The sequence below is a fragment of the Streptomyces sp. SP18CS02 genome (genome assembly GCF_036322365.1).
Classification (GTDB): domain Bacteria; phylum Actinomycetota; class Actinomycetes; order Streptomycetales; family Streptomycetaceae; genus Streptomyces.
On record NZ_JAQYXC010000289.1, the window covers coordinates 31,371 to 57,759 of the forward strand.

At 74.1% G+C, this 26,389-nt stretch carries 25 protein-coding genes and 1 riboswitch; of the genes, 13 read left to right on the forward strand and 12 right to left on the reverse strand.

Annotated elements, in window-relative coordinates:
* The first annotated feature begins 95 nt into the window (after window positions 1–95).
* On the forward strand, window positions 96–1,880 hold the full coding sequence (locus PUR26_RS20510; protein WP_329873893.1) for a glycoside hydrolase family 15 protein: 1,785 nt from the start codon (window positions 96–98) through the stop codon (window positions 1,878–1,880).
* A 4-nt stretch (window positions 1,881–1,884) separates the two neighbouring features.
* A complete protein-coding gene (locus PUR26_RS20515) occupies window positions 1,885–2,640 on the forward strand; it encodes an SDR family oxidoreductase (RefSeq protein WP_329873894.1) in 756 nt (251 codons plus the stop codon).
* A gap of 70 nt (window positions 2,641–2,710) precedes the next feature.
* Here PUR26_RS20515 and amaP read toward each other — a convergent pair whose 3' ends face one another.
* The 5 genes from amaP to PUR26_RS20540 are packed head-to-tail and all read right to left on the reverse strand — an operon-like array spanning window position 2,711 to window position 4,862.
* Entirely contained in the window at window positions 2,711–3,289 is a 579-nt protein-coding gene (gene amaP, locus PUR26_RS20520; protein ID WP_329873895.1) for an alkaline shock response membrane anchor protein AmaP, read from the reverse strand.
* A 5-nt stretch (window positions 3,290–3,294) separates the two neighbouring features.
* Window positions 3,295–3,882: a DUF6286 domain-containing protein gene (locus PUR26_RS20525; RefSeq protein WP_329873896.1), complete on the reverse strand. Its 588-nt coding sequence runs from the start codon at window positions 3,880–3,882 to the stop codon at window positions 3,295–3,297.
* Window positions 3,879–4,229 (reverse strand): hypothetical protein, encoded by a 351-nt coding sequence (locus PUR26_RS20530; RefSeq protein ID WP_329873897.1) that lies wholly within the window; start codon window positions 4,227–4,229, stop codon window positions 3,879–3,881. Before PUR26_RS20530 ends, PUR26_RS20525 begins: the two co-directional genes overlap by 4 nt.
* Before the next feature lie 6 nt (window positions 4,230–4,235).
* A complete protein-coding gene (locus PUR26_RS20535) occupies window positions 4,236–4,427 on the reverse strand; it encodes a hypothetical protein (protein WP_329873898.1) in 192 nt (63 codons plus the stop codon).
* Window positions 4,428–4,448: 21 nt separating this feature from the next.
* Window positions 4,449–4,862, reverse strand: a complete 414-nt coding sequence (locus tag PUR26_RS20540) for an Asp23/Gls24 family envelope stress response protein (RefSeq protein ID WP_329874275.1) — start codon at window positions 4,860–4,862, stop codon at window positions 4,449–4,451.
* 195 nt (window positions 4,863–5,057) lie between these two features.
* Between PUR26_RS20540 and PUR26_RS20545 the strand changes: the two genes are divergently transcribed.
* Complete coding sequence (locus PUR26_RS20545) at window positions 5,058–5,897, forward strand: hypothetical protein (RefSeq protein WP_329873899.1); 840 nt, start codon at window positions 5,058–5,060, stop codon at window positions 5,895–5,897.
* Window positions 5,898–6,051: 154 nt separating this feature from the next.
* Here PUR26_RS20545 and PUR26_RS20550 read toward each other — a convergent pair whose 3' ends face one another.
* The 3 genes from PUR26_RS20550 to PUR26_RS20560 all read right to left on the reverse strand — a co-directional run bounded on the left by PUR26_RS20550 (window position 6,052) and on the right by PUR26_RS20560 (window position 9,134).
* Window positions 6,052–6,852: an enoyl-CoA hydratase/isomerase family protein gene (locus PUR26_RS20550; RefSeq protein WP_329873900.1), complete on the reverse strand. Its 801-nt coding sequence runs from the start codon at window positions 6,850–6,852 to the stop codon at window positions 6,052–6,054.
* Window positions 6,853–6,982: 130 nt separating this feature from the next.
* Window positions 6,983–7,204 (reverse strand): helix-turn-helix domain-containing protein, encoded by a 222-nt coding sequence (locus PUR26_RS20555; RefSeq protein WP_329873901.1) that lies wholly within the window; start codon window positions 7,202–7,204, stop codon window positions 6,983–6,985.
* A gap of 331 nt (window positions 7,205–7,535) precedes the next feature.
* Window positions 7,536–9,134 (reverse strand): ABC-F family ATP-binding cassette domain-containing protein, encoded by a 1,599-nt coding sequence (locus tag PUR26_RS20560; RefSeq protein ID WP_329873902.1) that lies wholly within the window; start codon window positions 9,132–9,134, stop codon window positions 7,536–7,538.
* Between the two features lie 255 nt (window positions 9,135–9,389).
* Here PUR26_RS20560 and ypfJ point away from each other — a divergent pair, with 255 nt between their 5' ends.
* Window positions 9,390–10,283: a KPN_02809 family neutral zinc metallopeptidase gene (gene ypfJ, locus PUR26_RS20565; protein ID WP_329873903.1), complete on the forward strand. Its 894-nt coding sequence runs from the start codon at window positions 9,390–9,392 to the stop codon at window positions 10,281–10,283.
* Between the two features lie 262 nt (window positions 10,284–10,545).
* Complete coding sequence (locus PUR26_RS20570) at window positions 10,546–10,947, forward strand: VOC family protein (RefSeq protein ID WP_329873904.1); 402 nt, start codon at window positions 10,546–10,548, stop codon at window positions 10,945–10,947.
* Between the two features lie 3 nt (window positions 10,948–10,950).
* Here the strand turns inward: PUR26_RS20570 and PUR26_RS20575 are convergent, their stop codons facing one another.
* The 3 genes from PUR26_RS20575 to PUR26_RS20585 all read right to left on the reverse strand — a co-directional run bounded on the left by PUR26_RS20575 (window position 10,951) and on the right by PUR26_RS20585 (window position 14,372).
* Window positions 10,951–12,234 (reverse strand): hypothetical protein, encoded by a 1,284-nt coding sequence (locus PUR26_RS20575; RefSeq protein WP_329873905.1) that lies wholly within the window; start codon window positions 12,232–12,234, stop codon window positions 10,951–10,953.
* A gap of 305 nt (window positions 12,235–12,539) precedes the next feature.
* The gene (locus PUR26_RS20580; protein WP_329873906.1) at window positions 12,540–13,667 is read right to left on the reverse strand and encodes an alpha/beta hydrolase; all 1,128 of its coding nucleotides are present in this window, start codon (window positions 13,665–13,667) and stop codon (window positions 12,540–12,542) included.
* Window positions 13,668–13,721: 54 nt separating this feature from the next.
* Window positions 13,722–14,372: a class II aldolase/adducin family protein gene (locus PUR26_RS20585; RefSeq protein ID WP_329873907.1), complete on the reverse strand. Its 651-nt coding sequence runs from the start codon at window positions 14,370–14,372 to the stop codon at window positions 13,722–13,724.
* Window positions 14,373–14,919: 547 nt separating this feature from the next.
* Between PUR26_RS20585 and PUR26_RS20590 the strand changes: the two genes are divergently transcribed.
* Together PUR26_RS20590 and PUR26_RS20595 are read left to right on the forward strand one after the other, a co-directional pair.
* Complete coding sequence (locus PUR26_RS20590) at window positions 14,920–16,179, forward strand: inorganic phosphate transporter (RefSeq protein ID WP_329873908.1); 1,260 nt, start codon at window positions 14,920–14,922, stop codon at window positions 16,177–16,179.
* Window positions 16,180–16,191: 12 nt separating this feature from the next.
* Window positions 16,192–16,413, forward strand: a complete 222-nt coding sequence (locus PUR26_RS20595) for a hypothetical protein (protein ID WP_329873909.1) — start codon at window positions 16,192–16,194, stop codon at window positions 16,411–16,413.
* Between the two features lie 401 nt (window positions 16,414–16,814).
* Here PUR26_RS20595 and PUR26_RS20600 read toward each other — a convergent pair whose 3' ends face one another.
* Window positions 16,815–17,102 (reverse strand): hypothetical protein, encoded by a 288-nt coding sequence (locus PUR26_RS20600; protein ID WP_329873910.1) that lies wholly within the window; start codon window positions 17,100–17,102, stop codon window positions 16,815–16,817.
* Between the two features lie 173 nt (window positions 17,103–17,275).
* Window positions 17,276–17,354, forward strand: a riboswitch (cobalamin riboswitch).
* Window positions 17,355–17,590: 236 nt separating this feature from the next.
* On the opposite strand from PUR26_RS20600, the gene PUR26_RS20605 reads away from it, so the two are divergent.
* The 6 genes from PUR26_RS20605 to cobC all read left to right on the forward strand — a co-directional run bounded on the left by PUR26_RS20605 (window position 17,591) and on the right by cobC (window position 25,873).
* On the forward strand, window positions 17,591–18,541 hold the full coding sequence (locus tag PUR26_RS20605; protein WP_329873911.1) for a cobalamin biosynthesis protein: 951 nt from the start codon (window positions 17,591–17,593) through the stop codon (window positions 18,539–18,541).
* The gene (locus tag PUR26_RS20610) at window positions 18,538–20,070 is read left to right on the forward strand and encodes a cobyric acid synthase (protein ID WP_329873912.1); all 1,533 of its coding nucleotides are present in this window, start codon (window positions 18,538–18,540) and stop codon (window positions 20,068–20,070) included. Before PUR26_RS20605 ends, PUR26_RS20610 begins: the two co-directional genes overlap by 4 nt.
* 172 nt (window positions 20,071–20,242) lie before the next feature.
* Complete coding sequence (locus tag PUR26_RS20615; protein ID WP_329873913.1) at window positions 20,243–22,306, forward strand: putative cobaltochelatase; 2,064 nt, start codon at window positions 20,243–20,245, stop codon at window positions 22,304–22,306.
* On the forward strand, window positions 22,306–22,914 hold the full coding sequence (cobO, locus tag PUR26_RS20620; protein ID WP_329873914.1) for a cob(I)yrinic acid a,c-diamide adenosyltransferase: 609 nt from the start codon (window positions 22,306–22,308) through the stop codon (window positions 22,912–22,914). Before PUR26_RS20615 ends, cobO begins: the two co-directional genes overlap by 1 nt.
* Window positions 22,908–24,263, forward strand: a complete 1,356-nt coding sequence (locus PUR26_RS20625; protein ID WP_329873915.1) for a cobyrinate a,c-diamide synthase — start codon at window positions 22,908–22,910, stop codon at window positions 24,261–24,263. The genes cobO and PUR26_RS20625 overlap by 7 nt, the downstream gene beginning before the upstream one ends.
* A complete protein-coding gene (gene cobC / locus PUR26_RS20630) occupies window positions 24,260–25,873 on the forward strand; it encodes an Rv2231c family pyridoxal phosphate-dependent protein CobC (protein WP_329873916.1) in 1,614 nt (537 codons plus the stop codon). Before PUR26_RS20625 ends, cobC begins: the two co-directional genes overlap by 4 nt.
* Window positions 25,874–26,389 lie beyond the last annotated feature (516 nt).

Genomic DNA, 26,389 nt, shown 5'->3' on the forward strand with positions numbered 1-26,389 from the left:
CCCCGACGCGCCTCTCCCCCGGCGGACGCTCTTCCTCCGCTGCTCAGCGGTCTCGCGCTGCTTAGCGGCCCCCCGCTGCGGGAACACGCCAGAGCGTGACGCAACGCATCGAGGACTACGCCCTGATCGGCGACCTGCAGACCGCTGCCCTGGTGGGCAAGGACGGATCGATCGACTGGCTGTGTCTGCCACGCTTCGATTCGGCGGCCTGTTTCGCCGCCCTCCTGGGCGACGAGGACAACGGACACTGGCGGCTCGCGCCCAAGGACGCCACCACCTGCACCCGTCGCGGCTACGTGGGTGACTCGGCGGTCCTGGAAACGGTGTGGGAGACCCGTACCGGCACGGTACGGGTCACGGACTTCATGCCGCAGCGCGACCAGGCGCCCGATGTCATACGCATCGTGGAGGGCGTCAGCGGCACGGTCGAGATGTCGGGTGTCCTGCGGCTGCGCTTCGACTTCGGCTCGGTCGTGCCATGGGTACGGCGCACGAACGGCCACCGGGTGGCGGTCGCGGGCCCCGACTCCGTATGGCTGCGCAGCGAGCCCGAGGTCAAGACATGGGGTCAGCAGTTCAGTACGTGTTCGTCGTTCACGGTCGGCGCGGGCGACAAGGTGGCGTTCGTCCTCACCTGGCATCCCTCCCACGAGCCCCGGCCCGCGCTGGTCGATCCGTACGAGGCACTGGAGCACACGCTGGAGGACTGGAAGTCCTGGGCCTCCCAGTGCACGTACGAGGGTCCCTACCGGGACGCGGTGCTGCGCTCGCTGATCACGCTGAAGGCCCTCACCTACCGGCCCACGGGCGGGATCGTGGCGGCGCCCACCACCTCGCTGCCCGAGGAACCCGGCGGGGTCCGGAACTGGGACTACCGCTACTGCTGGCTGCGTGACTCCACACTGACGCTGGGCGCGCTGCTGTCGGCGGGCTATCTGGACGAGGCGGCCGCCTGGCGGGACTGGCTGTTGCGGGCCGTGGCGGGCGACCCCGCCGACCTCCAGATCATGTACGGACTGGCGGGTGAGCGGCGGCTGCCCGAGACGGAGTTGCCCTGGCTGCGCGGGTACGGCGGCGCCGCGCCCGTGCGCACCGGCAACGCCGCCGTGCAGCAGCTCCAGCTCGATGTGTACGGGGAGGTCATCGACTCGCTGTACCTGGCCCGCGAGGCGGGGCTCGCCGCGAAGAGGCACGCGTGGAACCTCCAGCTGAGCCTGCTGGGCTTCCTGGAGTCGATCTGGCGCCAGCCGGACGAGGGCCTGTGGGAAGTGCGCGGGCCGCGCCGCCACTTCGTGCACTCGAAGGTGATGGCGTGGGTGGCGGCCGACCGCGCCGTGCGGACGCTGGAGGAGGAGCCGGAGCTGCACGGTGATGTGGCGCGGTGGCGCGCGATGCGGGACGAGGTGCACCGGGAGGTGTGCGAGAAGGGGTACGACCCGGTGCGCAACACCTTCACGCAGTCCTACGGCTCGAAGGAACTGGACGCGGCGACGCTGCTGATCCCCCGCGTGGGCTTCCTGCCCCCGGACGACCCACGGGTGATCGGCACCGTGGACGCGGTGCGCGACGAGCTGGGCCACAACGGCTTCATCCGCCGCTACAGCACCGAGGGGTCTTCCGTCGACGGGCTGCCCGGCGGGGAAGGAACGTTTCTGGTGTGCTCGTTCTGGCTGGCGGACGCGCTGCGGATGACGGGACGCGAGCGGGAGGCGCGGGAGCTGTTCGAGCGGCTGCTGGGCCTGCGCAACGACGTGGGCCTGCTGGCGGAGGAGTACGACCCCTCCATCCGGCGGCAGCTGGGCAACTTCCCCCAGGCCTTCAGCCATATCGGGCTGGTGGGAACCGCCCTCGCGTTCGCGCGGGCGGACGCGGCAGGATAGGCCCATGGATCTTGGACTGAAGGACCGTGTGTACGTCGTGACGGGTGCGTCACGAGGGCTGGGCAACGCGACGGCGCGGGCGCTGGTGGCGGACGGCGCGAAGGTCGTCGTCGCCTCGCGCGACGCGAAGGCGATCGCCGAGGCCGCGGAGGGACTCGGACCGGACGCGGTGGGCGTCGCGGCGGACAACGCGGATCCGGCCACCGCCGAGCGTCTGATCGCCACCGCCCGGTCGCACTTCGGCCGTTTCGACGGCGTCCTGATCAGCGTGGGCGGCCCGCCGCCGGGGTCGGCGGCGGACAACACCGACGAGCAGTGGCAGGCGGCTTTCGACACGGTGTTCCTCGGCGCGGTGCGGACGGCCCGCACGGCGGCCGCGGCACTGGAGGAGGGCGGGGTCATCGGCTTCGTGCTGTCCGGCTCGGTCCACGAGCCGATCACGGGCCTGACGATCTCCAACGGCCTGCGCCCCGGCCTGGCCGGCTTCGCCAAGTCCCTCGCCAACGAACTGGGACCGCGCGGCATCCGGGTCGTCGGCCTGCTGCCGGCCCGTATCGACACCGACCGCGTACGCCAGCTCGACGCCCTCTCCGGCGACGCGGCCGCCGCCCGCGCGGCCAACGAGGCGCAGATCCCGCTGCGCCGGTACGGCACGCCCGAGGAGTTCGGCAGGACGGCGGCGTTCCTGCTCTCGCCCGCGGCGTCCTACCTCACCGGTCTGATGCTCCCGGTCGACGGCGGCGTCCGCCACGGCTTCTGACCGTTCCCCGACAGGCCGCCGCCCGTCCCCCCCCTGCCGGGGGGACGGGCGGCGGCACGGACGGGGAGGGTCAGACGACACGACGAGGGCCGTGGCGGACGGCCCTCAGCCGGGCTTCCGCCGGGAGCCGGTCCAGGCCGGCGGACTGCCGGGCATGGGCCAGCGCACCGTCCGAGAGCCGGGACAGGGCCTCCTCGGGGGAGGCGTGGGGCTCCAGCAGCAGGTGGACGCGCGCGGCCGGGGCCGTACGGCGCCCGGTCAGCCGGACCCGGGCACGCGCCACGCCGTCCACCGAACCGGCCTCGCCCGCCACCACTTCCTCCAGGGCCCTCCCGCGCAGTGCGGCGCCCTCCCCGTCCCCGGTGTCGACCAGCACCTCGCCCAGCCTGCGCCGGCGCAACTGGGCCAGCAGCCAGACCAGTGCCAGGATCACCACGACCGCCAGTGCCGCGATGACCGCGGGCCACCACCAGCCCTGGTCGTGCCACCGGGCCCGGGTGGAGTCGGCGAGCAGCACGTCGTCCGGGCCGCGCCACGGCCACCACGACGGCACGCCGACGCCCAGACCGGCCGCGAGCAGCGCGCCGCCCCCGCAGATCAGGACCAGCCCGGCCAGCCCGAGCAGCGTCCGGTTCACACCCCGCAGCATCCCGCTCACCCCTTCCTCGGTGGACGGGCGACGTGCAGGGACAGAGCGGGCGGGTGCACCAGGCCCAGCTCCGAGATGCCCTCGCCCAAGGCGGTGTCCAGATCGCGGCGCACGTCGTCGAGTTCGCGGAAGTGGGACACCGCCCGCACCAGGACCTTGGAGCGCCTGGCCCGTACGCGGACGGATTGCACGCCCCCGACCTCCAGCGCGCGGTCCCGCAGCACCAGCGCCACCGCCTCGCGGTCGAGCCCCGCACGCACGGGCGCGTCGCCGCGCCGCATCGGCAGGACGGCCCGCAGCCCGGGGGTGACGGCCAGCACGAGCAACCACAGCCCGGCCGCCGTCGCGATTCCCGCGCCGGTCAGCACCCACACGTCGTCGAGCCGGCGGGTGGCCAGTTCGTCGGTGAGGACACGGCGCCAGCGCATCGGGGGCCGGTCGGCGCGTACGGCCGCCACGTCGTAGAGCAGCAGCGCCGAACCGGCGAGGACGACCAGGGCGAGCAGTCCCGCCGGAACGCGCCGTACCGACCAGAAGCGGCCCTCGCGGCCGGTCCGTTCCCCGGAAGGCCCGGGTGCCGGCTCATCCTTCACCGGACCCTCCTCCCGCGATCGTCGCCGCGCGCGAACGGCGCGTGCAACCGCTCCACCTGGACCGCCACCTCCGGCACCTCCATACCTGCCAGCGCTTTGACCTGCCGCCCGACCTGGCGGCGGACCTCGCCGCACGAACCGGCGATGTCGGCGGGGTAGCCCAGTTCGAGAGTGATCCTGACGCGCGCGCTGTCCCGGTGCACGACGACGGTCGCGCGGGGTTTCCGGACGCCCTCGGGCAGGTCGCCGAGCGCCTCCCGGGCCGCCTGGGCAGCGATCTTCGCCACGACCCGGTCGGCGATCACCGTCGCGCCGCGTCCGGCCGACTCAGCACGGTCCTCGGCCAAGCCCGGTCACCGCCGCCGGTCTTCGTGCTCACGGCTCCGGAAGAAATAGCCGGGTTCCAGGTCGCCGTCGACCAGTCGCCCCACCACGAAGCCGACCGCACCCAATGCCGCGACCAGCAAGAACGCGCCGAATCCACCGAAGTACCCGGCGAAGCCGAGCGCCATGCCGGCCAACAGGCCGACCATCGCCATGCTCATCGTGCGCTCCTCACCCAGCCGTTACTGGAGCCGTGTCTCCGGCTCGTCGTCCTCTTCCTCCGGCAGCTTCACGTCACTCACCGCGATGTTGACCTCGACGACCTCCAGCTCCGTCATCCGCTCCACCGCCGAGATGACGTTCTCCCGGACCTCCCGGGCGACATCGGCGATCGCGACGCCGTAGTCGACGAGGATCTCGATGTCGAGAGCCGTCTGTACTTCTCCGACCTCCGCCTTCACCCCGCGGGTGACGCTGGGCCGGTTGCCCGGCACCCGGTCGCGCACCGCGCCGAAGGTACGGGAGAGGCCGCTGCCCAGCGCGTGTACGCCGAGAACGTCCCGGGCGGCGAGGCCGGCGATCTTCTCGACCACACCGTCGGCGATGGTGGTACGGCCCCGGGAGGCCGGATCGCCGCCACCGCTCCGCTTGCCCATCGACGTCCGCCGGGCCTCCTCGGCCGCCTGGCCCTTGGCCCGTACGGATCCCCCGGCCCCTCCGGCGTCTCCGGCCGTGGGGGTGTGTGCGGTATCGGTCATCGCCGTTCATCCCTTCTGGGATCGTCAGGACTGCAAAGTCCACATTATGCGGTTTTGACGGTTTTTGCGTCGGGGATGCGGCAGGCTGGAGCAATGACGACGACTGACGGATGGACCACGGCGGTAAGGAGCCGGCTCGGTCTGGGGCGGCTGCTCCCCCTGGGCGGTGCGGAGGACGGGGCGTGGCTGGCGGAGCGGGTGGCGATCGCGGTGCTGCGCGAAGCGGCGTGGCGGGTGCCGGGTGTGTCGCCGGGGCGGCTCCGGATCGGGCTCGCCAACCCGGAGTCGGCTGCGCAGCCCGCGCTTCCGCCGCCTCCGGGCGCGCTTCCGGCAGGTCCGCTGCGGGTCGAGGCCGAGTTCGCGGCAGGCCCCCCGGGCGGTTCCCCGGACGCGTCGGCGGCCGCCGGGCCCCCGCTGCCCGCCCTCGCGGAGCGGCTGCGCACGGCGCTGTTCGCGGCCGCCGGAACGGGGCTCGGCCTGGCGGTGACCGAGGTGGACCTGCGAGTGACGGCGCTGCTGGACGCCTCCGACACGCCGGACGCGGGTGCCGCGCCCGGCGGAACCGGGGCGCGGACCACGGACACACGGACCACGGACACCGGACCGGCCGGGCACGCCGCCCCAGACGTCTCCGTCCCCGCGGGGCCCCCGGGCGCCGGCCCGGCGGCGGCCGACCCGGTGGGCGTCGCGGCGGCCTCCGTACCGGGGGTGGCCCGTCTGACGACCGTCCTGGGCCCTTCGGTCCACCGGGCCGCCGATCACCTCCGGGTCGAGGTGGCGATCGGTCCCGGCCACCGCGCGCTCGATACGGCGCGGGCGGTACGCGCCGCCGTGCGCACCACCGGGGAAGAACTGCCGGTCACGGTCCTGGTCACCGATGTGGGCGCCGGCCCGACGTCCGGCGCGGGGCGGGACCTCACGGACGCGACATAGGGCCCGGGGGCCGCTCCGCACGACCACCCCGGACGCCGGGGCCGGACATCACACCGGTGCCGGGCGCCGGGCCGGTACCCGAACCGGTCGGTGCGGCGTTCGGTGCGGCGTACCTGGAGCGGGCTTCCGCTCCGGTACGGATCTCACACGGGTCTCAGTCGGCCAGGCCCGCGAGGTCGCGCAGACGGCGCGCCTGGGAGGCCCGCTCGGCCGTGCGCTGGTCCTCGTAGGTGCGCTCCTGGGCACCGCGCAGCAGCGCCTTGGTCTCGATCACCGCGTCCCGGGGAGCCGCGAGCAGCGCCGCGGCGAGGTCGCGGACCGCGCCGTCGAGCTCACCGGCCGGGACGACCAGGTTGGCGAGACCGATGCGCTCGGCCTCGTCCGCGTGGACGAACCGCCCGGTGGCACAGATCTCCAGCGCGCGGGCGTAGCCGACCGCCGCGACGAGCGGATGGGTGCCCGTCAGGTCGGGGACGAGGCCCAGGCTGGTCTCGCGCATGGCGAACTGGACGTCCGGCGCGACGACCCGCAGGTCACAGGCGAGAGCCAACTGGAACCCGGCACCGATGGCATGCCCCTGGACGGCCGCGATCGACACGATGTCGTTCCGGCGCCACCAGGTGAAGGCCTCCTGGTATCCGGCGATGATCGCGTCGAGTTCCGCGTCGGAACCGCGCGCCATCTCCAGGAAGGACGGCTCCCCGTCGAAGCCCTCGGGCGTGAACGCCTGCCGGTCGAGCCCCGCGGAGAAGGACTTGCCCTCACCGCGCAGCACCACGACCCGCACGCTGCCCGGCAGCGACCGTCCGGCCTCCGCCAACGCCCGCCACAGCGCGGGATTCTGGGCGTTGCGCTTTGCCGGGTTGGTCAGCGTCACCGTGGCAACGGCGTCCTCGACGGTGAGCCGTACGCCGTCCTTGTCGAGCACTTCGAGGACAGAGTCGAGCGAGGTCATGGGGCTCCTCCGGGTCCGGTGCAGCTAGTCGGATGACTTAAGTGACTGCACAGTAACCACCCAGTCGACCTGACGATCGACCGGGTGGCCCCTGCCGGAACCTTCGGGCCGGACGGGCCTCGCTCGGATTTCAGTCCGAAACTGCCTTCTTGCCTCGCGTCGCTCCACCACGTCCGCGCAGGACGACTCCGGACTCGCTGAGCATCCGGTGGACGAATCCGTAGGACCGGCCGGTCTCCTCGGCCAGCGCCCGGATGCTCGCACCGGAGTCGTACTTCTTCTTCAGGTCTGCCGCGAGCTTGTCGCGCGCGGCGCCGGTCACCCGGCTGCCCTTCTTCAGAGTCTCGGCCACCCGTGCCTCCTCATGGGAAGTGCGCTCTGGACTTCTCATGATCACCCCTCATGGGCTTCCTGGCCACCCATTCGACAAGGTCCGTGCCACGAGGTTTCGGCGCCGCGGGGCCGTCGTCCCGGGCGTTCCCCCGGGCCCGGACCGACCGCGGCGACGAAGCAGCAGGTCAGCGCGGCGCCGTGAACGGCGACGCGGCGTGACACCGGAACGCGGAAATCCGCCGGGTGCCACGCCGCGATATGAGACGCACTCACTCAGATGATGGATCACCCGTAAGCCGAATGATCCATACGCGGATGCTCGGGCGGGGTGCGGAGCGGAACCGGAGGGGTCAGGCCAGCGCCACCAGGTCCGCGTAGTCGGCGCCCCACAGGTCCTCGACACCGTCCGGCAGCAGGATGATCCGCTCCGGCTGGAGCGCCTCGACCGCGCCCTCGTCGTGCGTGACGAGGACGACCGCGCCCTTGTACGTGCGCAGCGCGCCGAGGATCTCCTCGCGGCTGGCCGGGTCGAGGTTGTTGGTCGGTTCGTCGAGGAGCAGGACGTTCGCCGAGGAGACGACCAGGGTGGCGAGCGCCAGCCGGGTCTTCTCACCGCCGGAGAGCACACCCGCCGGCTTGTCGACGTCGTCGCCGGAGAAGAGGAAGGAGCCGAGGGTCTTGCGCACGTCCACGAGGTCGAGGTCGGGCGCGGAGGACCGCATGTTCTCCAGGACGGTGCGGTCCGGGTCGAGGGTCTCGTGCTCCTGGGCGTAGTAGCCGAGCTTGAGGCCGTGACCGGGGGTGACCTGACCGGTGTCGGGCTTCTCGACGCCGCCGAGCAGCCGCAGCAGCGTCGTCTTGCCCGCGCCGTTGAGGCCGAGGATGACGACACGCGAGCCCTTGTCGATGGCGAGATCGACGTCGGTGAAGATCTCCAGGGAGCCGTAGGACTTCGACAGGCCCTCGGCGGTCAGCGGGGTCTTGCCGCAGGGCGCGGGCTCCGGGAAGCGCAGCTTGGCGACCTTGTCCGAGACGCGGACCTCTTCGAGACCGGACAGCAGCCGCTCGGCCCGCTTGGCCATGTTCTGCGCGGCGACGGTCTTGGTGGCCTTGGCGCGCATCTTGTCGGCCTGCGTGTTGAGCGCGGCGGCCTTCTTCTCGGCGTTCTGCCGCTCCCGCTTGCGGCGCTTCTCGTCGGCTTCGCGCTGCTGCTGGTAGAGCTTCCAGCCCATGTTGTAGACGTCGATCTGGGCACGGTTGGCGTCCAGGTAGAACACCTTGTTGACGACCGTCTCGACCAGGTCGACGTCGTGGGAGATCACGATGAAGCCGCCGCGGTAGGTCTTGAGGTAGTCGCGCAGCCACACGATCGAGTCGGCGTCGAGGTGGTTGGTGGGCTCGTCGAGGAGCAGGGTGTCCGCGTCCGAGAAGAGGATGCGGGCCAGTTCGACGCGGCGGCGCTGACCGCCGGAGAGCGTGTGGAGCGGCTGGCCGAGGACACGGTCGGGCAGACCGAGGGCGGCGGCGATGGTGGCCGCCTCCGCCTCGGCGGCGTACCCGCCCTTGGTGAGGAACTCGGTCTCCTGGCGCTCGTACTGCCGCATCGCCTTCTCGCGGGTGGCGCCCTGGCCGGTGGCGATGCGCTCCTCGTTCATCCGCATCTTGCGGATCAGCGCGTCGAGGCCGCGGGCCGACAGGATGCGGTCGCGGGCGAGGACGTCGAGGTCGCCGGTGCGGGGGTCCTGCGGGAGGTAGCCGACCTCGCCGGAACGGGCGATGGTGCCGGCGGCGGGGATGCCCTCACCCGCGAGGCACTTGGTGAGCGTGGTCTTGCCCGCTCCGTTGCGGCCGACCAGGCCGATGCGGTCGCCCTTGGCGATGCGGAAGGAAGCGGATTCGATGAGGACGCGGGCGCCGGCGCGCAGCTCGATGCCGGAAGCGGTGATCACGGACAGACTCCAGGGCGGTATGGACGGGCGGAAGGACGGCAGGAGTGCGGTGGCTTCGACGCCGGTCTATTGCACGGGGAGAATGGCCATACGGGCCATTCTAACGGGCGTGTGCAACTGCTTTTCCGGTCACGATCGCTTTTCGGACCGTGACGGCCCACCGGGCGAAATACCTCGTAATGATCGATACTCGGCGCAGAGCGGCGGAGCGGTGCGCCGCCCGCCGCGGACAGAGGCGCTGAGGGTGGTGGCCCCATGCAGTTCGACGACGACGCCGATCTGGACACCTCGGAGGTCCAGGACGTGCGCGGCAGCCGCGTCCCGGGCGGCAGGGCCACCATCGGCGGCGGGGTCGTCGGGATCATCGCGCTGGTCCTCGGCCTGTTCTTCGGGGTGGGCCCCGAGGAGCTCGGGCTGTCGGAGGGCGAGCCGCGGCCCTCGGTGGGCGCCTCGTCGGCGGCGCGGCTGGAGCAGGCCTGCCGCAAGGGCGGCGACGCGAACACCAGGGAGGACTGCCGGATCGTCGCGGTGGTCAACAGCGTCCAGGACCACTGGCGCGCGGAGTACGCCCGGCGGGGCGGCGGGCGGTACACGGACGCCCCGACGGTGCTGTTCACCGGGCAGGTCGGGACCGGCTGCGGGGCGGCGACCTCGGCGGTGGGGCCCTTCTACTGCCCGGCCGACGGGAAGGTCTTCCTGGACCTCGGCTTCTTCGACGACCTGCGCACCCGCTTCGGCGCGACCGGCGGGCCGTTCGCGCGGGCGTATGTCGTGGCGCACGAGTACGGCCACCATGTGCAGGACCTCATGGGGACGCTGGGCCGGGCGCAGGACGGGCGTCAGGGGGCGGGGAGCAACGCCGTACGGGTGGAGTTGCAGGCGGACTGCTACGCCGGGGTGTGGGCCCGGCACGCCACCACGACGCCGGACGAGAAGTCGGGTCGCCCGCTGCTGACGCGGCTGACGGACCAGGACGTCCGGGACGGCCTGGACGCGGCGGCCGCGGTGGGCGACGACCGGATCCAGGAGCGGTTCCAGGGGCGGGTGACGCCGGAGACCTGGACGCACGGCTCGGCCGCCCAGCGCCGGCAGTGGTTCTCCCACGGCTTCCGCACGGGCGACATGGCGCGGTGCGACACCTTCCGCTGAGCCGCGGCCGGCTCCCGTGGGCGGCAGGTTCCGCGCCGGCCGCCGGCCCTCCGGTACGGGTGCGAGCCCGGCGCGGCGATCGGGCGCGTGTCGCGGATGCGGCGAACGCGGCGAACGCGGCGGATGCGGCGGATGCGGTGAACGCGGCGAACACGGTGCTCGTCGGGTGCTTCGGGGCGGCCGTTGTCAGTGGCCGGTGCCAGACTGAGAGCCGATTGAGATCCAGGTCACATTCAAGCCGAATTGAATTGGGGCGATCGGCATGGCGGACGTACCGAGCATTTACCCGACGATCCTGTTCGACGACGCGAAGGCGGCCATCAGGACGCTGAAGGAAGCATTCGGTTTCACCGAAGTGAGCGTGTACGAGGGCGAGGACGGCGGCATTCTCCACGCGGAGCTGGCCCTGGGGAACGGCATGGTGATGCTGGGTTCCAGACGCGGAAGCGGCATTTTCGCCGAGGCGATGGCGGGGGCGGGCCCGGCCGGGGTGTACGTGGTGGTGCCGGACGTGGACGCCCACCACGCCAGGGCCCGGGAGGCCGGCGTGGAGATCCTGATGCCGCCGACGGACCAGGACTACGGCTCCAGGGACTACATGGCGCGGGACGCCGAGGGGAACGTCTGGAGTTTCGGGACGTACGCCCCCGGCGCCTCGGGGTAGCGGTCAGGCGCCGCCGGTGTGGACCTGGAAGGCCGCGCGGCGTACCGCCTTGGCCAGGGCCGGGTCGGGGTGCGCCGCCGCCAGGGCGACCAGGACCTGGACGGTACGGGGATGCCCGACCGCCCGTACCTCGTCGAGCAGCGCCGGCACGGTGCCCTGGACGGCCGATTCGAGGTGGCGGACCAGCAGCGTGCTCTCCCCGTGGTCGGCGACGGCCGCGGCGGTGTCCACCCAGAGCCAGGTGGACTCCTCGCGGGTCAGCACGTCGGTGGCCTCGTCGGGGTCCGCGCCCTCGTGCTCGGCGAGCCAGAGCAGCGCGTAGGGGCGCAGGAAGACCTCTTCGGCGGCGGCGCGCACGGCGGCCTCGGCGGGGGCGCCGACCACCCGCAGCGCCTCGAAGGCGAGCCCGCGCAGCAGGGCGTCCTGGCCACGGGCGACGGTGAGGAGCTCGGTGACGGCGCTGCGCACGGGACGGGCGGCGAGCCAGGCGCGGTACTCGGCGCGGGCCGGGCCGGGGGTGAGCCGGGCGCAGCCGCGCAGCATGTCCTCGGCGGACTGCTCGATGTGTCCGGCGGGGCTCTGCGCGGCGACACAGATCTGCTCCAGCTTCACCCACACCGCCCAGTTGCCCAGGGGGGTCAGCGTGGCCTGGCCCTCGCCGAGGGTGAGGGCGCCGACGGCGGCCAGGCCCTCCAGGGCCCAGTCGAGCAGCCGCGCGAGGGAGTAGGGCCCCGGCAGGGGTCCCGGCCGGGGGCCGTCGGGCACTTCGCAGCGCTCCTCGCGGAGCTCCGCGACCCGCTGCTGGAGCAGGTCGAGCAGGGCCGGCACGAGCACCGGGCCGGCGGAGAGCTGAAGGAGGGAGAGCACCTGGGGGACGGCTTCCACGACCTCGGCGACCGAGGCGGGGGCGACGTCGTCGGGCGCCGGGTGGACGAGCGACCAGGCGTCGAACAGCGCCACCCAGCCGCGCAGCACGGCGGAGTCGTCCCGGTCCCAGGCGCGCAGGCGCCAGCCGGGGCGGGCGGTGTCGCCGTGCAGCTCGACGAGACCGGCGAGGCGCGCCCGGTCCCAGCCCGCGCGCACCTGGGCGGGCGTCAGGTCCAGCGCCGCCGCCGCCCGTTCGTGCGCGGGGGCGGCCGCGGGGTCTCGGGGGTCCCGCTCGACGGCGGCCCAGCGGGCGATGCGTACGGCGTCCGCCAGGACGGACCTCGCCTGGCGGGCCAGCTCCGCGGGGGGCGGCGTACCCTCCGGCGGCCGCGGCGCCGGCCGCGTGCGCCGGGTCGTCACAGCCCGTCGGGCCGTGGTCAGGGGCCGCGGACGGACGAGTCGGAGTCTGGAGTTGCGCGCCAGTTGCTCATCAGGCTTTCGAGACGTCACGAGGGCAGTCTTCCCGCTGACGGCCCGAAAGCCCAAACGGAATGCGGTACGCCGTGACCACGCACCGGTCCGATACCGGCCGATACCGGTCGACGACAGCTGTTCGGGTGACGCGCGGGTGGCCTGAACACGGCCCTCGGGGGCCGGGCCCTTCCGGCGCCGCCGGGGTGCCGAAGGAGCACCGTGCCCGAGCACCGTGCCGTACGGGCGGGGTGTCACATGAGCGGGGTGAGGAAGCGGCGCAGGGTCTCCTCGTAGCGCCGGGGGTCGGCGTTCCACATGGCCGCGTGCGGGGCGTGCCGGACGGTGTGAAGGGTCACCAGGTCGGGGCGGCGCGCCGCGAGTTCACGGGAGGGCCCCCAGGGGGCGAGGTGGTCGTCGGGGCCGTGGAAGAGGAGGGTCGGCACACGCAGTCCACGGGGGTCGGCGGCTTCGCGCAGGCGGTCGCCGTGCAGCCCGGTCCTGCCCTGGGCCGCGCGTACGGCGAGCGGCAGCAGCGGGGAGGGGATCCGGCGGGCGGCGGCCACGGCGCGCAGGGTGGCCTCCCAGTCGAGGACCGGTGAGTCGAGCACGAGACCGCTGACGCGGTCGCGCATGGTGCTGGTGGCGGCGGCGTGCAGGGCCATCGCGGCGCCCGTGGACCAGCCGTGCAGGATGACGCGTTCGGCGCCGTGCCGCACGGCGTGCCGGATCGCGGCGTCCACGTCGCGCCACTCGGAGTCGCCGAGGTGGCCGAGGCCGTCGACGGGCGGCGGGGCCCCCTCGTCACCGCGGTAGGCAGGGTCGAGCACCGGGACCCTCTGCTTGTGCAGGAAGGGCATCACGTTCATGGGGTGTTCCCGGGTGGTGCCGAAGCCGTGCACGGTGATGATCCAGGTGGGCCGGGCCGCCGGGACGAACCAGGCGGACAGGGGCCCGAACTCCCCGGACACCTCGACGTCCCGGTACTCGATGCCGAGCGCGTCGGCCGGGGTGCCGACGTGCAGCTGGGGGGTGAGCCGGACCCGGCCGCCGGCCTCCAGGCTGCCGCGCTCCACCCGTTCCAGGCGCCGTACGACGGTGTCGGGGGAGTGCTGTACGCCGGCGAGGACGGGACCCACCACCGCGTGGACGCCGGGCCCCTGCAGGCCGTAGGTGCCGGGGCGCAGGGAGGCCAGGCAGCGGGTCAGCGTGACCTGGCCCGCGGCCGTGGCGTGGACGGTGAGCCGGGGCTCGCCGGGCAGGGACCGGCCGGGCGGCGCCTTGAGCACCGCGTCGCTCGCGTACCGGCCGGCCGCGACAGCGGCCGCGCCGACGCCGATCAGAGTGGTGACGGCCGCAGCCGTCGCTGTAGCGGGGCGCATCGTTCCAGTGTCGGTACCGCCGCGCCGTCCTGCCAGTGGACGGCGGCCGGCAGGTCAGCGGCGCTGGCCGTAGCCGCGAAGCTTTCCGGCCACCTCGTCCAGCTCACCGGCCGACAGCAGGGTGGGGGCGAGGCCGGGCACGGTGCTGGCGGTGAGCCACAGCCGGCACATCCATTCGAGCTGGGCGGTGCGGTCGTAGGCCTGGTCGAGCGAGTCGCCGTACGTGACGGCTCCGTGGTTGCGCAGCAGACAGCCGGTCCGCCCATCGAGGGCAGCGAGCATGTTTTCGGCCAATTCCGCGGTTCCGTAGAGGGCGTACGGGGCCACCCGGACAGGGCCGCCGAGGGCCGCGGTCATGTAGTGGATCGGCGGGAGCTCGGCGACGAGGGTGGAGACGGCGGTGGCGTGCACGGCGTGGGTGTGGACGACGGCGCCGGCCGGGGTGTGCCGGTAGATCTCCAGATGCATGGGCAGTTCGCTGGTCGGGGTGAGCTCGCCCAGGACCCGCTGCCCCGCCAGGTCCACCACGACCGCGTCGGCGGGCGTGAGCCGGTCGTAGGGCACGCCGCTGGGGGTGACCAGCACCAGGTCGCCGACCCGGACGGAGACATTGCCCGAGGTGCCGACGACCAGCCCGTCCGTGACCGTCCTGCGGGCGGTGGCCACCAGCGCGTCCCAGGCCCGTGCGATCGCATCCTGTGTCATGTACCGATCCTGTCAGCTCCCGCCGCCGACGGCCGGTGCGCGATCCCGTCGGCCCCGGGGAGCGCCCGTGCCGGGCCCGGGCGCTCCCCCGCGGGCCGCCCGTGCGCGGAACGGCGACGGGCGCGAGGAGTCGGGGCGGAGCGTGAGCCGGGCGCGCAGCGCCGTCGGAGCGCCGTGGGAGCGCCGTGGGAGCGCCGTGGGAGTACCGGGCGCCGGGCGAGACGGGTGCGGCAGGCAAGGAGGCGCGGAGGTGGGCAGGCGAGGGGGTGAGGAGGTGAGGAATGTCTCTTCCGGCAGAGCGGCGGCATGCTCGGGGATCTTCGCGGAGACGAGGCAGGAAGAGGAGCAAAACGTCCCCGCGAGCCCGTTTACGGGCCTTCCCGGGCCTTTCCGGCCCGTCGACCCCCTCTCGGACGCCCCTCGACGACCAAAGCGGAAGGCAAGTCCCTCGGTTGGGGACACCATGACGCCCTTGCCAGTTCACCTTCCGTTCACTCAGGTTGCCTACGTTCGCCGAGCCACTGACGTCGAACGATTGCCTGGGTAAATGGAACACATCACGCTGCTGCTCGCCATTGTGGTCGTGACAGCTCTCGTGTTCGATTTCACGAACGGTTTCCATGACACCGCCAACGCGATGGCGACGACCATCTCGACCGGCGCCCTGAAGCCCAAGACGGCGGTGGCCATGTCCGCCGTGCTCAACCTGGTCGGCGCTTTCCTGTCCGTCGAGGTCGCCAAGACGATCTCCGGCGGGATCATCAACGAAGAGGGCCTCAGAACCGAGGTCATCTTCGCGGCGCTCGTCGGCGCCATCCTGTGGAACCTGCTGACCTGGCTGCTCGGCCTGCCGTCCAGCTCCTCCCACGCACTGTTCGGCGGCCTGATCGGCGCCGCCGTGATGTCGGCCGGCTGGTCCTCGGTGAACGGCGGCACCATCGTCACCAAGGTGCTCCTCCCGGCCGTCGCCGCTCCCCTCGTCGCCGGTGTGGCCGCGATGCTCGCCACCCGGCTGACCTACCGGATCGGCAGCCGTACGGACGACAAGGCGACCGCCAAGGGCTACCGCGCGGGCCAGATCGCGTCCGCCGGTCTCGTCTCGCTCGCCCACGGCACCAACGACGCCCAGAAGACGATGGGTGTCATCACCCTGGCCCTGGTCACCGGCGGCGTCCTCGCTCCCGGCTCCAACCCGCCCCTGTGGGTGATCGTCTCCGCCGGTGTCGCGATCGCGCTCGGTACGTACCTGGGCGGCTGGCGCATCATCCGCACCATGGGCAAGGGCCTGACCGACCTGCGGCCGCCGCAGGGCTTCGCCGCCCAGACCAGCGCCGCCACCGTCATCCTGGCCTCCTCCCACCTCGGCTTCTCGCTCTCCACCACCCAGTCCTGCTCCGGCGCCGTGATGGGCGCGGGTCTGGGCCGCAAGGGCGGTGTGGTGCGCTGGTCGACCGCGACCCGCATGTTCGTCGCCTGGGGCCTGACCCTGCCGGCCGCGGGGCTCGTGGGCGCCGGCGCGGAGTTCCTGACCAAGCAGGGCACCTGGGGCATCGTCGCCGTCGCCGTCCTGCTGATCGCGGGTTCCGGCACCATCTGGGCGCTCTCGCGCCGCAAGCCGGTCGACCACACCAACGTCACCGACGAGGACTCCGAGGAGCCCGCCGGCGTCGTGACCACCGCCATCGCGGCCGTCACCCCGCCGCCGGCCGGTGTCGTCATCGCGGACGCGCAGGACCTCAAGACCACCATCCCGGCTCCGGCCCTGGCCTCCGCCACGACCGACCCGGCGCCCACCGCCACGGTGTAAGGACAGAACAGCATGAAGATCGACTGGGCAGCTCTCGGCACCGTCTTCGGCGTGAGCCTCGTGGTCACCGTCGCACTGGTGGGCCTGTTCACCCTCGGCATCGTCGGCCTCTCCAAGAAGGAGTCGGCGGGCGCCCAGGGCGGTTCCGCCGGCCTGGCGACGACCGGCGCGTACGCCTGCTTCGCGCTCTGCGCCGCCGCGGTGACCTACGGGATCTATCTGATCGTCGCCTGATCACCCGCGTACAGTGGCGCCCCCGGAACGCATCCGCCGTTCCGGGGGCGCTGTCGTACGCCGGGAGCCGGAAACCCTGATCGCGAGCCCGTACGCGCGCCGACGTACGCCGTAGTGCGTGGCCGAGCGCCGTTCGTGCGCCGCTGGTACGGGAGGGCCGATGCTCAGGGAGAGGCTGTCGCTGGGGGCCGCGTGCGGGAGTCTGCTCTTCCTCTGCGTGGCGATCGCCGTCCACACGGCCTCGACGCTCCGCGCCGATGGCCCGCGCGGCGGGCCGGTGTGGCCGGTGGTCCTGGGCATCGTGGCGTCGTCGCTGGCCGGCGTGGTCGCGGCCGGCGTCGGCCGGGCGCTCGGCGCACGCCGCCGCACGGCCGACGCCACCGGCGGAACCGGCGCGGCGCCTACCGCCGCTCCTCGTCGGGGGCGTGGTCGAGAAGCCGGCCCAGGACCCGGGAGCGGCGGCCGGCCGGGGTGAGGCCCCACCACAGGCCGGCGGCCACCGCGACCAGCGCGCTCACCGCGGGCCACACCACCAGCCGTGCCTCGGGCCCGGGCACCAGCAGCGCCGAGGCGGCTCCCGCCCCGACCGCGACCGTCCCGGTGACGAGCCCGTACAGCACCAGGGCGCCCACGGCCGACGCCCGCGCGACCGAGCGCCCCGGGCCCGGTTCCCTCCCCGCGTCCCGCATGCGGCCACCTCCCGTTCCGACGGGTGGTCAGGTAACCACGCCGGGTTGCCGCGGGGAAGAGCGGCGCCCGCCCGATGTGGGCCTCGGCACACCACCTCGTCGCAGGTCAAGGGCGAGTTGACGGGCCTTCGCGGGCCGTGGTGGACTGCCGGGGCCATTTGCGGCGGCATGGAGAGGAAGCCGGTGAGAATCCGGCGCGGTCCCGCCACTGTCACCGGCTCGCGTGCCGCGCGGTCCGGGAGCCAGGAACTCTCGCCGCCGGTCACGTCGAGCCAGGGCGCGGACCCTGAGTGAGGACAGCGCACCCATGCCTGGCTGCCGTTCCGCCGTCGCACCGAGAACCGTCGCACCGAGCGCCTTCGCGCCGGGAGCGTCCGGGCCGATCCACCACCTGCGTGCGCGCCCGCCGATGACCGGCCTGCCGGGCACCGCCGTGCCGGACACACCCGGGACCAGGAGTCGTCGAGGCGTATCGGCGGTCTGATCCGATGCGCAGCGAACGAGTCTTCGCCTACGGCGCCGCCGCCGGCCTCGCCGCCGATCTGCTCCTCGCCGACCCGCGGCGCGGGCACCCCGTCGCCGCCTTCGGCCGGGTCGCGGCCGCCGTGGAAGGCGTGCTGTGGCGGGACCACCGCGCCTGGGGCGCCCTGCACACCGTGGTGTGCGCCGGTGGCGCCGCCGGCGCCGCCCTGCTCCTCACCCGCGCGGTACGGGGCCGGGACGCCGCGTCCGTCGCGCTGACGGCCGCCTCCGTATGGGCCGTCGTCGGCGGTACGTCCCTGGGCCGCGAGGCACGGGCCATCGGCGGGGCCCTGGCCGCCGGGGACCTGGACGTGGCCCGGGAGCGGCTGCCCCATCTGTGCGGCCGGGACCCCCAGGCGCTGGACGGCCCGGGAATGGCGCGGGCGGTCGTGGAGTCGGTCGCCGAGAACACCTCGGACGCGGTGGTCGGCGCCCTGGTGTGGGGCGCCCTGGGGGGCGTGCCGGGCCTGGTGGGGTTCCGGGCGGTCAACACCCTGGACGCGATGGTCGGGCACAAGTCGCCGCGCCTGCGCCGCTTCGGCTGGGCCTCGGCCCGGCTCGACGACGTGGCGGGCTGGCCGGGGGCCCGGCTGACGGCGGCGCTGGCGGCCGTGGCGGGCGGCGACGCGCGCGGGGCGGTGCGCGCCTGGCGCGCGGACGCCGCCAAGCACCCGAGCCCCAACGCGGGCCCGGTGGAGGCGTCGTTCGCCGGAGCGCTGGGGGTACGACTCGGGGGGACCCTCTCGTACGGGGGACGCGTCGAGCACCGGCCGGTGCTCAACGGGGAGGGCCGGGCCGTCGAGGTGGCGGACATCGAACGGGCGGTGCGGCTGTCGCGCCGGGTGAGCGGGCTGGCGCTGGCGGTGTGCGCCGGCGGACGGCTGGCGTACGGGGCGATCAAGCGGAGGCGTACATGAGAGGCGGAGGGCTGCTCGTCGCGGGCACCACGTCCGACGCGGGCAAGAGCGTCGTCACAGCAGGCATCTGCCGCTGGCTGGTGCGGCAGGGTGTGAAGGTCGCGCCGTTCAAGGGGCAGAACATGTCCCTGAACTCGTTCGTGACCCGGGAGGGCGCCGAGATCGGGCGCGCGCAGGCCATGCAGGCGCAGGCGGCACGCGTGGAGCCGACGGCGCTGATGAACCCGGTGCTGCTCAAGCCGGGCAGTGACCGCTCCAGCCAGGTCGTGCTGATGGGCAGGCCGGTCGGCGAGCTGAGCGCGCGCGGCTACCACGGCGGCAGGCAGCAGGCGCTCCTCGGCACGGTCACGGACTGCCTGAAGGAGCTGCGCGACACCTACGACGCCGTGATCTGCGAGGGCGCGGGCAGCCCCGCCGAGATCAACCTGCGGCGCAACGACATCGTCAACATGGGCATCGCGCGCTCCGCCCGCTTCCCCGTGCTCGTGGTCGGCGACATCGACCGGGGCGGGGTCTTCGCGCAGTTCTTCGGCACGACGGCTCTGCTCGCCCCCGAGGACCAGGAACTGATCGCCGGCTACCTGGTCAACAAGTTCCGGGGCGATGTGACGCTGCTGGAGCCGGGCCTCGACATGCTGCTGGGCCTGACCGGCCGCCGGACGTTCGGTGTCCTGCCGTACGCGCACGGGCTCGGCATCGACGAGGAGGACGGACTGCGGGTCTCGCTGCGCGGCGCGGTGCGCGAGTCGGTCGTCGCGCCGCCGGTGGGCGAGGACGTCCTTCGGGTCGCCGTCTGCGCCGTGCCGCTGATGTCCAACTTCACCGACGTCGACGCGCTGGCCGCCGAGCCGGGTGTCGTGGTGCGGTTCGTCGACCGGGCGGAGGAGCTGGCCGACGCCGACCTCGTGGTGGTGCCGGGCACGCGCGGGACGGTGAAGGCGCTGGCGTGGCTGCGCGAGCGGGGCCTCGCGGACGCCCTGGTGCGGCGCGCCGCCGAGGGGCGCCCGGTACTGGGCGTCTGCGGCGGCTACCAGATCCTCGGCGAGCACATCGACGACGAGGTCGAGTCCCGGGCCGGTGCGGTGGCGGGCCTCGGGCTGCTGCCGGTACGGGTGCGGTTCGCCCCGGAGAAGACCCTCGCGCGGCCGTCCGGCGAGGCCCTCGGCGAGCCGGTCGAGGGATACGAGATCCACCATGGCGTCGCCGACGTGCGCGGCGGCGAGCAGTTCATGTCCGACGGCGCAGGACGCGCCCTCGACGGCTGCCGCGTCGGGGCGGTGTGGGGCACCCACTGGCACGGCTCCCTGGAGAGCGACGGTTTCCGGCGGGCGTTCCTCACGGAGGTGGCGCGGGCGGCCGGCCGGCGGTTCGTCCCCGCGCCCGACACGTCGTTCGGCGCGCTGCGCGAGGAACAGCTGGACAGGCTGGGCGACCTGATCGAGGAACACGCGGACACGGACGCCCTCTGGAGACTCATCGAGCAGGGCGCCCCGGCAGGGCTGCCGTTCGTTCCGCCGGGGGCACCGTGACCGGGAACCGCGTCCTCTCCGCACGGGCGGGGAGCGCAGGAGCAGCTCGGCGAGGTGCTCGTGGAGGAGCGGACCGTCCCCGCCTCGGCGGGGCCCCGGTCCACCGCGTCCCGCACGTCACGGACACATTCCCCCAGGCCGGATGGAACCCACGCGAAGGAGTGATCACTGCATGAGCACCCGGTACCCGTTCACGGCCGTCGTCGGCATGGACGACCTGCGGCTGGCGCTGCTGCTCAACGCCGTCAGCCCGGCCGTGGGCGGCGTCCTCGTCCGTGGCGAGAAGGGCACGGCCAAGAGCACGGCGGTACGGGCGCTCGCGGCCCTGCTGCCCGAGGTGTCCGTCGTCGCCGGCTGCCGCTTCAGCTGCGACCCGGCCGCGCCGGACCCGCAGTGCCCGGACGGCCCGCACGAGGCCGGGACGGCTTCGTCGCGGCCCGCGCGCATGGTGGAACTCCCGGTGGGGGCGTCGGAGGACAGGCTCGTCGGCGCCCTCGACATCGAGCGGGCACTCGCCGAGGGCGTCAAGGCGTTCGAGCCGGGACTGCTCGCGTCCGCCCATCGCGGGATCCTGTACGTCGACGAGGTCAACCTGCTGCACGACCACTTGATCGACCTCCTGCTGGACGCGGCCGCCATGGGGTCCTCGTACGTGGAGCGCGAGGGCGTCTCCGTACGGCACGCCGCCCGCTTCCTGCTGGTCGGGACGATGAACCCGGAGGAGGGCGAGCTGCGGCCGCAGCTGCTGGACCGGTTCGGACTGACCGTGGAGGTGGCCGCCTCCCGGGAGCCGGAACAGCGGGTGGAGGTGGTGCGGCGGCGTCTGGCGTACGACGACGACCCGGCCGCCTTCGCGGCCCGCTGGGCCGGCGAGGAGGCCGCGCTGCGGGAGCGGATCGTGGCCGCGCGGACGCTGCTGCCGGCCGTGACACTGGGGGACGCGGCGCTGCGGCAGATCGCGGCGATCTGCGCGGCGTTCGAGGTGGACGGCATGCGCGCCGACATCGTGATGGCCCGGACGGCGACCGCGCTGGCCGCGTGGGCGGGGCGGACCGATGTCACCTCCGACGACGTTCGGCAGGCGGCGCTGCTGGCGCTGCCGCACCGGCGCCGGCGCAATCCGTTCGACGCCCCGGGCCTGGACGAGGACAAGCTGGACGAGACGCTGGAGGAGTTCGGCGGCGGATCCGGCGACGACCCCGAGCCGGAGCCGGACGGCCCCGACGGCCCCGACGGCCCCGACGGCCCCGACGGCGGCGGTGGCGGCGGTGGCGGTGGCGGTGTGCCCCCGCAGGGCGGGGAACCGGAGGGGCCGGCCGGGCGGGAGACGCCCGAACAGGCGCCCGCCGAGGCTTCCGGTGAACCCGAGCCGGCTCCCGCGCCCGGGGCCGGCCGCGGCGAGCGGGCTCCCGTGAAGGCCGCCGAACCGTTCCGTACCAAGGTGCTCAGCGTGCCGGGTCTCGGCGAGGGGGCCTCCGGGCGCCGCTCCCGGGCGCGTACCGAGCACGGCAGGACCACCGGCGCGGTCCGGCCCCGGGGAGCGCTGACCAAGCTGCATCTGGCGGCGACCGTGCGGGCGGCCGCGCCGCACCAGCGGGCGCGCGGCCGCTCCGGCCCCGGCCTGGTGGTGCGGCGGGACGACCTGCGGCAGGCGACGCGCGAGGGGCGCGAGGGCAACCTGGTGCTGTTCGCGGTCGACGCCTCCGGGTCGATGGCCGCCCGGCAGCGGATGGGCGCCGTCAAGGGCGCGGTGCTCTCCCTGCTGCTGGACGCCTACCAGCGGCGCGACAAGGTGGGTCTGGTGACCTTCCGGGGCTCCGCCGCCGACGTGGCGCTGCCGCCGACGTCGTCGGTCGACGCGGCCGCCGCCCGCCTGGAGCTGCTGCCGACCGGGGGGCGCACCCCCCTGGCGGCCGGACTCCTCAAGGCCCACGACGTGCTGCGCGTGGAGCGGCTGCGCGACCCCTCGCGCCGGCCGCTGCTGGTGGTCGTCACGGACGGCCGGGCGACCGGCGGGCCCGAGCCGCTGGCGCTCGCCGCCCGCGCGGCCGGGCTGCACGCGGCCGAGGGCACCGCGTCCGTGGTGATCGACTGCGAGACCGGGCCCGTACGGCTCGGGCTGGCCGGGGAGTTGGCCCGGAACCTCGGCGGCACCGCCGTCACGCTCGACGAGCTGCGCGCCGATTCCATCGCGGGGCTGGTCAAGGACGTCCAAGCAATCAGGAGGGCCGCTTAATGCCACAGGGACAGCCGAACGTCGTACCGGACGACGGACTCACCACCCGCCAGCGCCGCAACCGGCCGCTGGTGATGGTCCACACCGGCGTCGGCAAGGGGAAGTCGACGGCCGCCTTCGGGATGGCGCTGCGCGCCTGGAACCAGGGCTGGCCGGTCGGGGTGTTCCAGTTCGTCAAGTCGGCGAAGTGGAAGGTCGGCGAGGAGAACGCGCTGAAGGTGCTCGGGGCGTCCGGTGAGGGCGGGAGCGTCGACTGGCACAAGATGGGCGAGGGCTGGTCGTGGATCCAGCGTGCCCCCGCCGAGGGCGAACAGTCCCACGAGGACAAGGCCCGGGAGGGCTGGGAGCAGGTCAAGCGCGACCTGGCGGCGGAGAAGTACCGCTTCTACGTGCTGGACGAGTTCGCCTATCTGCTCCACTGGGGGTGGATCGACACCGCCGAGGTCGTCCAGGTGCTGCGGGACCGTCCGGGGCACCAGCACGTGGTGATCACCGGCCGCAACGCGCCGGCCGAGCTGGTCGGCTTCGCCGACCTCGTCACCGACATGTCCAAGGTCAAGCACCCGATGGACGCGGGTCAGAAGGGCCAGCGGGGCATCGAGTGGTAGCACGTCTCGTCATCGCGGCGCCGTCCTCCGGCGCCGGCAAGACCACCGTCGCGACCGGCCTGATGGCAGCGTTCGCGGAGCGTGGCCTCGCGGTGTCGCCGCACAAGGTCGGTCCCGACTACATCGACCCGGGCTATCACGCGCTCGCGGTGTCCTCCTCCTCCAAGGCCCGCCCCGGCCGCAACCTCGACGCGTACATGTGCGGGACGGATCTGATCGCGCCGCTCTTCGCCCATGGCGCGCGCGGCTGCGAACTGGCCGTCATCGAGGGTGTGATGGGGCTGTACGACGGCGCCGCCGACCAGGGCGAGCTGGCCTCCACGGCCCAGGTCGCCAAGTTGCTGAGGGCGCCGGTGGTGCTCGTGGTGGACGCGTCGTCGCAGTCGCGGTCGGTCGCCGCGCTGGTCCACGGCTTCGCGTCCTGGGACCCCGAGGTGCGGATCGGCGGGGTGATCCTCAACAAGGTCGCCACCGACCGGCACGAGCACCTGCTGCGCGAGGCGCTGGGCGCCTCGGGCGTGCCGGTGATGGGCGTGCTGCGGCGGGCGCCCGCCGTGGCCACGCCGTCCAGGCATCTGGGCCTGGTACCGGTGGCCGAGCGGCACGCCGAGGCGGTCGACGCGGTGCGGGCGCAGGCCGGACAGGTCCGGGCCGGGTGCGACCTGGACGCGCTGCTGGCGCTGGCCAGGTCCGCTCCCCCGCTGACGGCCCAGGCGTGGGAGCCGGCGCTGGAACCGGTGCCAGGGCCGCGCCCGGTGATCGCCGTCGCGGGCGGGGCGGCGTTCACGTTCTCGTACGCGGAACACGCCGAGCTGCTGACGGCGGCGGGCGCCGATGTGGTGCCGTTCGACCCGCTGCGGGACGAGGAACTGCCCGAGGGAACCAGGGGGTTGGTGATCGGCGGCGGGTTCCCGGAGATGTACGGGCCGGAGCTCTCCGCCAACGAGGCGCTGCGCGGGGCGGTCGCGGAACTGGCCGCGGGCGGCGCCCCGGTGGCGGCCGAGTGCGCGGGCCTGCTGTATCTCGCGCGGTCCCTGGACGGGCGGCCGATGTGCGGGGTGCTGGACGCCGAGGCACGGATGTCGGAGCGGCTGACGCTGGGCTACCGGGACGCGGTCGCGCTGAGCGACAGCGCGCTGGCGGCGGCCGGGACGCGGATGCGGGGACACGAGTTCCACCGCACGGTGCTGGAGCCGGGAGCGGGCGCCACGCCCGCGTGGGGTCTGCGGCAGCCCCGGCGGCGCGTCGAGGGTTACGTCCAGGGCGGGGTGCACGCGAGCTATGTGCACACGCACTGGGCGGCGGTGCCGCAGACGGCCCGGCGGTTCGTGGAGTCCTGCGCGCCATGACGGAACGGGCGGCCCTGGTCGTCGGGGTGGGGGCCGGGCGGGGCGTGTCCGCCGCCGACGTCCTCGGGCTGATCGGGGACACGCTCCGGGACGCCGGGCTGGCGCGGGAGGCGGTCGTGGCGCTGGCGACCGTCGACTCCAAGGCGGGCGAGACCGGGATCGTGGCGGCCGCCGCGCGTCTGGGGGTGCCGCTGCGCGCCCACCCCGCGGGGGAGTTGGCGCTGGTCCCCGTACCGCATCCGTCCGCCGCGACGCTGACCGCCGTGGGGACACCCTCGGTCGCGGAGGCGGCGGCGCTGGTGGGCGGCGGCGAGCTCCTCGTGCCGAAACGCAAGGGACGCGAGGGGGTCCGGGTGACGTGTGCGGTGGCGCGCCTTCCGGGATTGTCGGAGGAGGGGCAGGGGTACACCGGTGGGGAGGCGGCGTTGACAACACCGGCAGCACCGGTCTCTTTAGACATGGAGCGCTACCGGCAGTCCGCCACCCACGGGCTGCCGTCCACCCCCACTCCCACCACACCCATGGCGGCCATGCATACGCACACTGACACCCACGATCTGCGCCACCACGGTGACGCGGAGGTCCGGGACGAGAAGCTGACCGATCTCGCGGTCAACGTCCGTGCGAACACCCCGCCCGACTGGCTGCGGGAACGTATCAGCGCTTCACTCACCGGGCTCGCCGCCTACCCGGACGGGCGGGCGGCGCGGGCCGCCGTCGCCGAGCGGCACGACCTGCCGTCCGAGCGGGTGCTGCTGACGGCCGGCGCCGCGGAGGCGTTCGTCCTGCTGGCGCGGGCACTTCCGGTGCGGAAGCCCGTCGTGGTGCACCCGCAGTTCACCGAGCCGGAGGCGGCGCTGCGGGACGCGGGGCACGACGTGCGTCGCGTACTGCTGCGCGAGGAGGACGGGTTCCGGCTGGATCCCGCCATGGTGCCCGAGGACGCGGATCTGGTGGTCGTCGGCAATCCGACGAACCCCACCTCCGTGCTCCACCCGGCCGGGACGATCGCCCGGCTGGCCCGGCCGGGGCGGATCCTGGTGGTCGACGAGGCGTTCATCGACGCCGTGCCGGGCGAGCGGGAGACGCTGGCCGGGCGTACGGACGTGCCCGGACTGGTGGTGCTGCGCAGCCTGACCAAGACCTGGGGACTGGCGGGGCTGCGGATCGGCTACGTGCTGGGCGACGCGGGGACGGTGGCCGCGCTGGAGCGGGCGCAGCCGCTGTGGCCGGTGTCGACCCCGGCACTGGCGGCGGCCGAGGCGTGCATGTCGCGGGCTGCGCTCGCGGAGGCCGAGCACGCGGCGCACCGGATAGCGGTGGAGCGGGCCCATCTGCTGGCGGGGCTCGCCGAGTTCGACGAGGTGCGAGCGGTGACGGCGGCCGAGGGGCCCTTCGTGCTGGTCCGGATGGCGGGCGCGGACGTCGTACGGGACCGGCTGCGCGGTCTGGGCTTCGCCGCCCGGCGCGGCGACACCTTCCCGGGCCTGGGCCCGCAGTGGCTTCGCCTGGCGGTCCGGGACCGTACGACGACGAATCGTTTCCTCCAGGCTCTGGACCAGGCCCTGTTGATGGCGGGGTGCGCGGCGGACCGGGACGACGACGACTGAACACCGGCGCCGGGGACCCGAGGGCCGGTGCGGCGCGGGGCGGCGCAGGGCGCGGGGTCGGCGCAGGGCGCGGGGTCGGCGCAGGGCGCGGCACGGCGCCGTGCGGGCAGGTCCTGGAGGCACGGACAGTGCCGGGCGCGGGTCAGCCCCGGGTACGGGGTCGGTGCCGGGTCGGTGCCGAACGCGAGTCACTGCCGGGTGCGGGGTCGGTGCCGGGCATGCCGAGGCGGGCACGACAGTGCCGCGGCACCGGGCATGCCGACGCGGGGACGGGTCGGGGCGGCGCATATGTGCCGTCACCGGCTCGGCTCCCGCACCCCGACTCCCGGTGCCCGCCCGCGCCCGGCGGGTGCCACGACCGGCGGGTGGGCGCTCGCGCCCGGCCGGGCCGGCGCGGGCATGGCGCCGGCACCGGCGCCCGTGCCGCTGGCCGCCCGTCCGGGCCGTTCGACGCGCACCGGGCCCGGCGCGCGGCCACCGGCCGTAGGCGGCCGCCCCGGCTCCTCGATTCCCGGT